Origin of the sequence: Bacteroides sp. BFG-606 (genome assembly GCF_024788145.1) — a bacterium.
GTDB lineage: Bacteria > Bacteroidota > Bacteroidia > Bacteroidales > Bacteroidaceae > Bacteroides > Bacteroides vicugnae.
The window spans coordinates 935,256-947,698 of the sequence record NZ_JANUIL010000001.1; the positions used below are offsets into that span (position 1 = coordinate 935,256).

Annotated in this window: 7 protein-coding genes; 2 read left to right on the plus strand and 5 right to left on the minus strand. The window is 43.6% G+C overall.

Translation table 11 applies throughout. The features are described 5' to 3' along the window. Positions 1-2: 2 nt before the first annotated feature. From NXV01_RS03600 to NXV01_RS03610, 3 genes are all read right to left on the minus strand, one after another. Positions 3-1,736, minus strand: a complete 1,734-nt coding sequence (locus NXV01_RS03600; protein WP_259021732.1) for a RagB/SusD family nutrient uptake outer membrane protein — start codon at positions 1,734-1,736, stop codon at positions 3-5. A 27-nt stretch (positions 1,737-1,763) separates the two neighbouring features. After that, a complete protein-coding gene (locus NXV01_RS03605; RefSeq protein WP_370540797.1) occupies positions 1,764-4,856 on the minus strand; it encodes a SusC/RagA family TonB-linked outer membrane protein in 3,093 nt (1,030 codons plus the stop codon). Positions 4,857-5,097: 241 nt separating this feature from the next. Beyond that, positions 5,098-6,663, minus strand: a complete 1,566-nt coding sequence (locus NXV01_RS03610) for a glycoside hydrolase family 43 protein (protein ID WP_259021733.1) — start codon at positions 6,661-6,663, stop codon at positions 5,098-5,100. A 238-nt stretch (positions 6,664-6,901) separates the two neighbouring features. Here NXV01_RS03610 and NXV01_RS03615 point away from each other — a divergent pair, with 238 nt between their 5' ends. Continuing rightward, entirely contained in the window at positions 6,902-9,259 is a 2,358-nt protein-coding gene (locus NXV01_RS03615) for a glycoside hydrolase family 3 N-terminal domain-containing protein (protein ID WP_259021734.1), read from the plus strand. Positions 9,260-9,443: 184 nt separating this feature from the next. Here NXV01_RS03615 and NXV01_RS03620 read toward each other — a convergent pair whose 3' ends face one another. Further along, positions 9,444-9,788, minus strand: coding sequence for a hypothetical protein (locus NXV01_RS03620; RefSeq protein WP_217720871.1), 345 nt, complete (start codon positions 9,786-9,788; stop codon positions 9,444-9,446). 765 nt (positions 9,789-10,553) lie between these two features. Here NXV01_RS03620 and NXV01_RS03625 point away from each other — a divergent pair. Next, entirely contained in the window at positions 10,554-11,210 is a 657-nt protein-coding gene (locus NXV01_RS03625) for an HU family DNA-binding protein (protein ID WP_148366840.1), read from the plus strand. Positions 11,211-11,391: 181 nt separating this feature from the next. Here the strand turns inward: NXV01_RS03625 and rhuM are convergent, their stop codons facing one another. After that, positions 11,392-12,378 carry a RhuM family protein gene (rhuM, locus tag NXV01_RS03630; RefSeq protein WP_074556558.1) on the minus strand — a complete coding sequence of 329 codons (987 nt, stop codon included), beginning with the start codon at positions 12,376-12,378 and terminating at the stop codon, positions 11,392-11,394. Between the last annotated feature and the right edge of the window lie 65 nt (positions 12,379-12,443).

Here is a 12,443-nt window from a genome sequence, read left to right on the forward strand (position 1 = left end):
TTTTAATACCAACCTACATTCTGTTTCAAAACGCCATTCGAAAGTGTAATCTGATTATTCGGAATCTGAGAAAAACCTCGCTTGCCGGTAATATTCGAAACTGTAATGCTTACATCCTCGGGATTTCCCCCGCTGACAACCGACGTAGTGCCTGCAATCTGCGAAGCGGCATAATCCACACCCTGACGCAGCAGGTCCCAGTAACGCTGTCCTTCAAAAGCAAACTCCAGCATACGCTCCTTTATTATATTTTCTTTTGTGACCGCAACTTCCCGATAATCACCTGAAACCGACAAGTTTCCCTTACCATCATTCACCGTATAAGCACGCTGACGTACTTGATTGAGATATGCCTGTGCGCTCGGACTTCCTAATTCAGCAGCCATCAACAACACATCAGCATAGCGCATCACAATGAAATCCTGATATTGTGAAATCTGGAAATCGCCTTTGCCTAAACCGGAAACTTCATCAACAAGCGACCATGCACCGGACTTTTCATCTTTGACCCATTTCGACATCGGAGTATATTTCTTTACCGCATATCCGGTGTATTCACGTTGGTCGGCATATGATTTTGCATATTCCGAATCATCGGCGATACCTTCACTATCCAGATTGATGATAGAAGCTTCACGACGTGCATCACCTGCACCATAGACAGTCCACATTTTGGGATTGACCGTACATCCTCCCCATCCTTTTCCGTAAGGTGCATGATTCAAATAACTACGTATTCCCATATAGACCAGCCAGCGGTTTCCATCATTATTTCCGTCATAGTCTTGCGTATAATTAAATTTCTGTGCCAATACCACCTCCTTATTACCTTTTCCGGCATAGGTTGTAGTCTGTGTATAATCACCTGTCGCCGCATTTCGGCTCCATGAAGTGGAAGCAGCCGGCCACAAGTTTTTGAATTCTTCAACCAGCCCGTAGCCTTCGGTCTCCGCAACAGAGATAAAATCTTCCAATCCCTGCAATACCGAAGCTTTGGTGACACCTTCTACCTGAGGTTCTTTACCGTAATAGCCTGTATAAAACAAGTAAACGCGAGCTAACAGCGCTTCAGCAGCAAACTTGGTTATATGACCGTCATTCGAAGCAGCTGCACTTTTAGGGTATGCACCTGCCGGAATATTATCCGCAGCAAACTTAAGATCGCTAAAGATAAGATTGTACACCTCTTCCGGGTTGGCCTGTGCACGGTTCTCATTCACAGGTTCAGTGAATAAGGGAATATTTTCCCAAAGGCGGACCATATCGAAATAACACAAGGCGCGTAAGGCACGACATTCACCCATATAAGTATTTCTCGTCTGGTCACTTGTCCAGGATATCTGACCTTCATGAGCCAGAAGTTCATTACATCGATACACTGCTGCATAATAGTTGGTCCATTCCGTTTCCAGCAAGTTCATATCGGAAGGAGATTGCGTAGCATCGAAGCGATCTATCACCTGATAGTTGCGGGCGTCAGTATTTCCCATACCGGCAAAGCACTCGTCCGCCATGATTTGCGAAGCAAAATAAAAAGCACATGCCTGACTGGACGTAGTACACTGCCAGCCATCATAACACCCTATCAATGCCCGCCACGCATCACTCTCAGTCCGGTAGAAGTTACCGGTAGTAGATTCTTTCTTCGATTCCACATCCAGAAAGCCTGCCGTACATCCCGTAAGTGACATCACGGCTAGTCCCATTCCCACTATATATAATTTCATATTATTCATATTCTCTGATTTTTTTAAGGTTATAAATTAGAACTTCAGATTGACACCAACGAGGAATGTACGCGGACGAGGATAATACCCCAAGTCGATACCCGATACCCAGTCGGAGGTTCCGTAACCAATTTCGGGATCCATGCCATCATATTTGGTGAAAGTAAACGCATTCTGTACCTGAATATACAAACGGGCCTGACTGATAGCTTTGAGTTTAATCAGCTTGGCAAAGTCGTAGCCCAAGGTGATGTTACTAATACGCAGGTAATCACCATCTTGCAGATAAAGATCAGAGAACTGCCAGTTGATATTAGTATCCGTCACACGAGGCATCCGGTTGGAGGTTCCTTCTCCGGTCCAGCGGTTCAGGATGGCAGTCGTATAGTTAGCCTTGCTATTGGCATGATTACGGTACGATTGCACAATCTGATTGCCAGCGGCTCCATAGGCTACCAATGAGAAATCAAAATTCTTGTAGTTAAATCCGACATTGAATCCGTAGGTAAAATCGGGAGTGCCATTGCCCAAATCCACCTTATCGTTATCGTCGATAATTCCATCCTGATTCTGGTCTACGTAGATAACGTCACCCGCTTGTGCGTCGGCCTGCAGGATGCCATGCTTTCCGTCGGCATTCCAGTTGGCAATCTGTTCTTTGTTCTGAAAGATACCGGCAGTTTCGTATCCCCAGAAGTAACCGATAGCATGACCATTCTGTGCACGGTAGAACTCCGGTGTATTATCATACAACATATTGATTTTGCCGTGAATGATACCATCTTCAGTAGGAATATTCCCTACCTTATTCTTGTTATATGCACCGTTCACACCAATATTATAATTGAAATCTTTACCTGCTTGGTCATTCCAGGTTAAAGCCAGTTCAAAACCTGTATTCTTCACATCGCCGCCGTTGATAAAAGGTGCACCCGTTCCTGCCGTAGCCAGAATAGGAGCTTCCACCAGCCAATCTTTAGTTGTCTTGATATAGAAATCGGCGGTCAAACTCAAACGGCTTTTTAAGAAACGTGCGTCAATACCTATATTGGTCTGTTCCGAGGTTTCCCAAGTTACGTTCTCATTGGCCAGACGGCTAGGATACGCCCCCCAGTAACCGGACTGTGCCGGAGCACCATCAGTTGTTCCGAAGATGTAATGGGTATTGGAAGAGGTGATAGGAGCCGTATACTGGTAATTATCGATGTTCTGATTGCCGACCTGCCCCCAACTTGCACGCAACTTCAGATAATCAAGCCAATTCTGAGTATTCTCCATGAACTTTTCATTTGAGAGAGTCCATCCTGCAGATATAGATGGAAATACACCGTAACGGTTGCCACGTGCAAACTTCGATGAGCCATCAGCACGCAAGGTGGCATTCAGCATATAAGTTTCTTTCCAGTTCCATCCGAAACGTCCAAAATAAGAAACGGAGCGACTTTCATCATGCGGATATCCATCGACAGACATTCCGTCGTCGGCGCTCGAAGCTGTACCATTACCTACATAGGCATGATCCCAGTCGTCAAAGCCTTCTCTCAATGCACCGGTTTTGGCCTGCAGGTAAGTACCGGAATAGCGATATACTTCCATTCCGACTAAAGCATTGAATGCATGTTTGCCGCATGTCCAGTCATAAGCAGCCGTATTGGTCCAAGTCATTCCTAAAGAATGATTCATATTTTGGGTGGCTGATGTACGAGTCGTATTATAAGTATAAATTGAGAATTGATAAAGCGGATTGAAACTACGATATTCCGAAGAACCGTACACCGCCCCGAATACGCTTCTCAACTTCAAGTTCCTGACCGGTTGCAGTTCGGCATATACATTGCCGGAGAATGTTGCCGTCTTGTTCTTGTTGTTGCTGTTGGTCATCATCAAGCCGTAAGGATTGCCGTCACCGTTATACCAATCGGAGTTCGATGTATCGTTATAAGAAGAATCATAAACATTGTTATCGCTATAGATTGGAGCAAGCGGCGAAGTGGCAAATGCGCCGCGCAAAGTATTGTTATATTGGTCGGATACTGAAATACCATTGTTCATTTTGTAGACGAAGCTGACCTGCTCGCCCACTTTCAGCAAATCCGAATCCTTGAATATCTTATGCTCGGAATTGACGCGGAAGTTGTAACGTTCATAGTTCGAAACGTCCTTACCGCCCACTACTCCTTCCTGACTCATATATCCCAACGATAAGGCATAAGTGGAAGTCTTCGAACCTCCGGTGATACCCAATGTATAACTCTGCGTCCTGGTATTGTCTTTAAACATCGAGTCTACCCAATCAGTGTCGTGTACATTTCCATTGGCATCATAAATACTCCGGAACGAACTCCAGTTGTAAGGCGCATTTCCGGAATTAACAGCCTGCTCGTCCATAATGGTCATGTATTCCTTCGCATTCAGCATATTTATCTTACGTGCCACAGTCTGCACACCATAATAGGCATCAAAAGAAATTTGCGCCTTTCCTTCCTTGCCCGATTTTGTGGTAATCAACACTACACCATTGGCAGCCTGTGCACCATAAATAGCTGCCGAAGCTGCATCCTTTAATATATCGATACTTTCTATATCAGCAGGATTCAAAGTGGAAATATCGCCGCCCACACCATCAATAAGATACAGCGGACTGGAATTTCCGACAGTACCCAGACCACGAATACTGACTTTCATATCCGAGCCCGGCTGACCGGAAGTGGAAGAAATGTTCACCCCAGGTGTCTGTCCTTGCATACCTTGCAAAGGGCTATTGGTGTTCATCTTGGCAAGACTCTCACCCTTCACCTGCACCGTTGCACCGGTCACCAGTTTCTTTTTCTGCACACCATAACCCACCACCACTACTTCATCAAGGATTTCGGTGTCTTCCTTTAATATTACATTGAGCGATTTCTGACCCGTCACAACGATTTCCTGCGTAACGTATCCTATATAAGAGAAGACTAAAGTCTGGCCGGATACCACATTCAGCTTGAAATTTCCGTCCATATCGGTTATCGTTCCATTGGCTGTCTCCTTCACCAAGACACTGACCCCCACCAGAGGCAACTCATCAGTAGCCGAGATAACTACACCACTGACAGTTGAAGTTTGTGAAGGAGCAGCCTTCACAGCCATTATCGGCAAACATAATAGAATGATTACCGAAAAGCTAAAGAGATGCACAAATGTGCATTTTCTAAAAAAGTGTTTACTCATGGTATATTGTTTAATAGTTAATTTAAAACATATTGTTTTCTACACTGCAAAATTATATATTCGGTATGTAACTTCGCTTCTGTAATGTTATTCATATAGGGAGCGTTTTGGAAACGATGGGGTGAATTTGTTTTATAAAGGGGATTCATTTGTTTTCTTCCTATTTTCCTTTATACTTAAAGCACCCAAAATCAGCGCACATCTCTGATTCTTTAGAGGCTGATACAGCATAAAGTCCCAAGACAACTCCGGTAAATCCACCTGCTGTTTCAGTGCTTAGATAACGAGTATTCATCTTACCCAAATCATGATATATTCCATTCACTTTATAACCGAAATAATAGTAATTGATATCCGACTTCACCACCAGTTCCACTTCACCACTGGTTGGCAAGGAAACTTCTTTGGCATAATGAGTAATCTCTCCCAGTTTATACCGCAAACCAACAGAACGTTTCTGATCCTTATCCTGACGGACAAATAAATCATAGTGAGAATGAAACTCCATAAAAACGGAAAGTCCCGCTTCATCATTTGCTTCCGCTTTATGCAAGACTACCGGAGCGGATGCTTCCATATCAAAGTGTTCCTGTCGCAAGGCGGCAAAGGTAGGACTTTTCCAGTCACTTAGCGTAACAGGAGTCGCTATCAAACGAAGTTTGCCATCTTTGGTAAAAATATAATTCTTCGCTTCCGGATTTTGCAGATGAATCCATTCGGGAGAAAGTTTTCCTTCTTTAAAGCCTATCCGTTCCGGTCTGCCTTTCATTTCCTGTTGAGGCAGAGTGGTTACATCCATCTCCAAAGAAATAGTTCCGTTGGCATTGACCACAGGCCAGGCATTCTTATCCCAACGCACCGGAGCCAGATACGTTTCACGTCCCAATGTATGATGAGTTCCCGGCATAATTCTGTATGCCAGGCAAACCATCCACCAAGAACCATCAGTGCCTTCCACCAGATCAGCATGCCCTGTTCCCTGAATCGGACTGGATTGTCCCGACTCATTGGCATGGGTCAGAATAGGATTTGCCGGATTTCCCTGATAAGGACCGTCTATGTAACGACTGCGAGCAATCGTTACTTTATGTCCCAATTCCGTACCGCCCTCTGAAATCAGCAGATAGTACCAGCCGTCTTTCTTATAAATGTGCGGACCTTCGGCATATCTGCCCCCGGTACCGTTCCATATTCGTTTGGAAGAAGAAAGCTGTTTGCCTGTCAGGGGGTCAATCTCACACAGGTTGATGTATCCATCCGGATTACTGACCATAAAACATTTGCCGTCTTCAAAATAAAGCGAAGGATCAATGCCTCCTTGTTCGAGCCAGACAGGTTCCGACCATTCACTACGGGGATCAGTAGTATGCACCAGGAAATTCCCTTTACCGGAAACATTAGTCGTAATCATGTAAAACACTCCATCATTGTAACGAATGGTAGGAGCAAAAATACCGCTTCCCGAATTGGCATTAGTCAGATCAAGCTGGGACGGACGGGTCAGACAGTTTCCTATCTGCTCCCAATGCACAAGGTCTTTGCTATGAAACAAAGGCACTCCGGGGAAATATTGAAAGCTGCTGTTGACTAAATAATAATCATCCCCTGCCTTGCAAACACTCGGATCGGGATGGAAACCGGAAATTACAGGATTACTGTAACCTTGAGCCGATGATTTGCATACAGAACAAAGCGAGATGAAAATAAGGAATAAAGCGTTTCGCATATCATATAATTTAAGAGTTAAACATCTTTTGCCGGCCGACGATACAAAAGTAGATGTTTTCCCTCAAGGAGACATGGTATTTCGTTTACACCCGGTCTGCCAAATGTTTTCCCCATACGCACAGAATGTATCTTATTGGGGCATCATATGTATTCAATTGTATTTCGCCCTTTCGAGTGACTGCAAATCTTTCTACATTTGTGGTAGATTTTAAGTCTCACTCTAAAAATATCAACTCATGAAAAGCATTAAGAAAATGGTATTAGTATCAGCCTTTGCCGGTACCTGCCTTACAACTCACGCGCAGGCTACCCCTCCCGCCATCCCAACCGATCCGGCTATTGAAGCTAACATCCGGAAATGGCTTCAAAAAATGACTCTCGAACAGAAGATCGGTCAGATGTGTGAAATCACCATTGATGTGGTGTCTGACCTTGAAACCAGCCGTGAGAAAGGATTCTGTCTAAGCGAGGCGATGCTCGACACGGTTATCGGTAAATATAAGGTAGGCTCACTACTGAATGTCCCTCTGGGAGTAGCACAGAAGAAGGAGAAGTGGGCGGAAGCCATCAAGCAGATACAGGAGAAATCAATGAAAGAAATCGGTATCCCGTGCATCTATGGAGTAGACCAGATTCATGGAACGACCTACACGCTGGACGGAACGATGTTTCCGCAAGGCATCAACATGGGAGCCACTTTCAACCGGGAACTGACAAGGAAAAGTGCCGAAATATCTGCTTATGAAACCAAAGCAGGATGCATCCCCTGGACGTTTGCCCCGGTTGTCGATTTAGGTCGTGACCCTCGTTGGGCACGTATGTGGGAGAACTATGGAGAAGATTGTTATGTAAATGCAGAAATGGGCGTGTCGGCCGTAAAGGGATTTCAGGGAGAAGACCCGAACCGCATCGGAGCATACCATGTAGCTGCCTGTATGAAGCACTATATGGGTTACGGTGTACCCGTTTCCGGGAAAGACCGTACTCCTTCTTCCATCTCACGCAGCGATATGCGTGAAAAACACTTCGCTCCTTTCCTGGCTGCCGTGGGTCATGGTGCATTGAGCGTGATGGTGAATTCCGGCGTTGACAACGGCCTGCCTTTTCATGCCAACCGTGAATTACTGACCGAATGGCTGAAAGAAGACTTGAACTGGGACGGTCTGATTGTAACAGACTGGGCGGACATAAACAATCTCTGCACACGGGATCATATTGCTGCCACCAAGAAAGAAGCTATCAAGATTGCCATCAATGCCGGAATCGACATGTCAATGGTTCCTTATGAAGTGAGTTTCTGCGATTATCTGAAAGAGTTGGTTGAAGAAGGAGAGGTATCTATGGAGCGCATCGACGATGCAGTAGCCCGTGTGTTGCGTTTGAAATATCGTCTGGGATTATTCGACAATCCGTATTGGGATATTAAGAAGTATGACAAGTTCGGTTCTAAGGAGTTTGCTGCCGTTGCCCTCCAGGCTGCCGAAGAATCGGAAGTGTTATTGAAGAATGACGCACATACCCTGCCGATAGCGAAAGGCAAAAAGATTCTGCTGACCGGACCGAACGCAAACTCCATGCGTTGCCTGAATGGCGGATGGTCGTATAGCTGGCAGGGACACGTTGCCGATGATTACACGCAGGCATATCATACAATCTACGAGGCTTTGTGTGAGAAATACGGAAAAGAGAATATTATCTACGAACCGGGAGTCACCTATGCTCCTTACAAAAACGATAACTGGTGGGAAGAAAACAAACCGGAAATTGAAAAACCGGTAGCAGCGGCAACACAGGCAGATATTATCATCGCCTGCATTGGCGAAAACTCCTATTGCGAAACTCCCGGTAACCTGACGGATCTTACCTTATCGGAAAATCAGCACAATCTGGTAAAAGCTCTGGCCGCTACGGGTAAACCTATCGTTTTGGTTCTGAACCAAGGACGTCCGCGTATTATCAATGACATAGAGCCTTTGGCAAAAGCTGTCGTCAACATCATGCTGCCAAGCAATTATGGTGGCGATGCACTTGCTAACTTATTGGCCGGTGATGCCAACTTCAGTGGAAAAATGCCGTTTACTTATCCCCGCCTAATCAACGCTTTGGCAACTTATGACTACAAACCTTGTGAAAATATGGGGCAAATGGGAGGTAACTACAATTATGATTCGGTGATGGATATTCAATGGCCGTTCGGCTTCGGATTAAGCTATACCAATTATAAATATAATAACCTAAAAGTAGACAAACCGACTTTCAATGCCGATGATGAGCTGATATTCACGATTGATGTAACCAATACGGGCAAAGTTGCCGGAAAAGAAAGTGTGTTGTTATTCTCTAAAGATCTGGTGGCAAGCAGTACACCGGACAATATCCGTCTGCGGAACTTTGAAAAGATCTCTTTGAAACCGGGAGAGACAAAGACTGTTACGTTGAAACTAAAAGGAAGCGATTTGGCATTTGTCGGATATGACGGTAAGTGGAGACTGGAAAAAGGAGATTTCAAGATCAAATGCGGTGACCAATGGATTGATATTGTATGCGATCAGACGAAAGTATGGAATACTCCGAATAAAAATACTCTTCATTAATAAGCTTCTTCTCATATATAAAAAATCACTTTTCTCTATCACCTATCACCGACGACAATCAAATACCTTATTCATCGAGGTTTCCGGCGGTGATAGGTTGTTTTTCAACCTATCACCACATCTGTCACCTATCACCGCAAAAAGCACTACTTTCATCACATTTTTGCAAAGACAACCTGAATAACTATGACTTAGAGAGCCATTTCTTTCTTTTCTTCACAGGAGCCATCACCAATTTAGTATGCAGTTCTTTGATCTCACATAAATCGAACCTTTCCTGTATATACACATACATGATGACCAAACGAATGAGTTCTTTATTCGGACATGAAAATTCATCTTTAGACAGTCCGTCTATCACTATATTCAACAAACAGAGAGAACACCGCAATTCAGCTTTTGATAATTGGTCTACACTTTCAATATTTGCAAAGCTAGGCCAGTTTTCTTTCATAAAACTAAGCTTGTCGACGGAGCGTTCTAAATCGTGCTTCATCAGACAGGAACGGGAACAAGTAAAGTTACTCATAACTATCATTTTTAAATTATGTGTTCCCGTTTGCCAATAAAAAAGGCGCGGAAACTATTACTGTACTATCCTCCGACGGCTCTGGTAAGCCTACACCTGAATAATAAGCAATAGCTCCACGCCCGTTGAGATATATAACAAATATATATACAACATGGACGTGGAGACCGGTCACTTATTATCTGCAGGTGTTAAATTTACCAGATTTACGGAGCAGATAATAAAAACACTTTCTCCAATTCAAAAGTAAACATATCTTCTCTCTGAAGACACGCTACAAATATAACTATATTTTTCAGACAATGCCACAGTTGTCACAGTAAAATAGTTTAATTCTCCCTTGCCCTATATCTATCAAATAGAACAAGGCATATAAATACCTACAACAAGTAGGAATACTTTGCTTTTCTCCCTGATATAGTTTATCTTTGCTACCGATATAGTTCATTCTTCATGGCCGTGGCGAATTCCTACCACGGCTGTGGAAAGATACTACCACAGCCATGACGAGATCTCTCCACGGCCGTGGGAAACTAATGATAAAGGCACCGGAAGATAACTATCCCTATGCCTTAGTCCAAGAATAAAGGCAGGATAACTTATAAAAGCCGCTTGATAGCAAACAAACAACAGCTATATAACACCCTCCCTCTAAGTCCGAAGATGATCGATTAGCTTCGCAACAACAAAAAAACAATGTCCTTATAGGCTTACAACGATAAATTTAAAATACGTAGTAATGTATAAGGCAAAAACAAGTAAATAATGGCAATACAATTTGAATTGTACAAGACTCCCCGTCCCAAGGATGAGGAAGGTAAGGAAGTGTATCACGCACGTGTAGTCAACTTCCAACACATTGACACAGACTATCTGGCAAAAGAAATCCAGATAGCAACTTCTCTAACTGAAGGGGATGTAAAGTCTGTTCTCGAATCCCTAAGTCATTTTATGGGGGATCGTCTTCGGGAAGGACAAAGCGTCCATCTGGATGGCATCGGTTATTTCCAGATAAAGCTGAATAGTCAAGAACCTATCACTTCGCCCAAACTAAAAGCGAATCAGATAAAACTCAAAGCCAACATCAGCTTTAAAGCGGATGCCAAACTGAAAAGGTCAGTCAGTGTTGTTCATGTGGAGCGAAGTAAACTGAAACCCCATTCGGCTGTCCTTTCAAATGACGAGATAGACAAATTGCTGACAAACTACTTCAAGAGCAACCCTGTATTAACCCGTCGCGACTTTCAAAGATTGTGCGGCTTTACCCCTACCACTGCCGCACGGCAAATCAAACGGCTGAAAGAGGAGGAGAAGAAGTTGAAGAATATCAATACTTATTATAATCCGATTTATGTGCCGATGCCGGGATATTATGGCAAGGCGGAGATAAAAGAGGATGAAGCAAATACTATACAGCAATAAAGTAAAGAGTATGAAAAAAGTGCCCAAGAAGACACTGCCGATCATTTTGCTGACGTCAGCAAAATGGTATTCCTGATAATAAATTTCCCCCAAAAAAATAACCTATTTTATGGTAGAATGAGAGACACCTTGAAGCGAGGTATCTCTCATTATCTATATCACTCATTAATAAGACCTAAATTCAATTATTCTTATTAATCAAATTGATTACTACCTTCACCATCACGTCCTTTTCTTCCGTCCGGCTTTCGGCAATCATCAACGTAAGTGCCACAAGCGTATTGTTTCCAATCAACTTCGAGCCATCGGATTTATATAATATACCGTTCTTCTCCAGAAACCAAAGAAACAAGAAAGCGGCAATACGCTTGTTACCGTCACTAAACGAGTGATTCTTTACAACAAGGTAGAAAAGCATTGCGGCTTTTTCTTCAATGCTTGGATAAAGTTCCTCTCCACCGAATGTCTGATAAATGGTGTTGATAGAGCTTTTGAACGACTGATCCTTTTCATTTCCAAACAAATCACTGCTTCCGAACTTTTCCTGCAAAAGGTGAATGGCTTCCATAGCTTCTTCATAGGTGGCACGAAATTCTTCAGTAGGAGTCGTGGAGTCTACTTCCAATTGCTGGTAATCGTATTTATCCAGTGTATCCAGACCGTAAGTATAATCGGTAATCACACGCAAGAGTCCATTAGCCTCATCCAGCGTCAGTTGCTTATGCTCGATGACGTTGGAAAGAAGACGCACGGTGCTCTTCAGGTCTTCCAGTTGAGCAGCTTTGACCTGCTGATTAATGGCGTAACCCTTAATCAGGTAGTCCTTCAGGATTTTGTTCGCCCAGATACGGAATTGGGTGCCACGCATGGAATTGACCCTATAACCGACAGAAATAATCATATCAAGATTATAATAAATAATGTGACGCTTGATAGTCCGATTCCCTTCCATCTGAACTTGTGCAATTTTTGCACAAGTTGAGTCTTTCTCCAACTCTTCCGACTTATAGATGTTATTAACATGCTTCACTATGGAAGTTCTATCCGTTTGAAACAATTCCGCCATTTGAGCTTGATTGAGCCACACCGTCTCATTCTCCAACTTCACATCAATGGAAGTTTTCCCATCCTTCGTCTGATAAATGACAATTTCTCCTCTATTGTCCATAAAATGCCTCCTTATTTATGCATTGTGTCCGTCCATTACCTTCGTAGCAATGGACGGACACACAA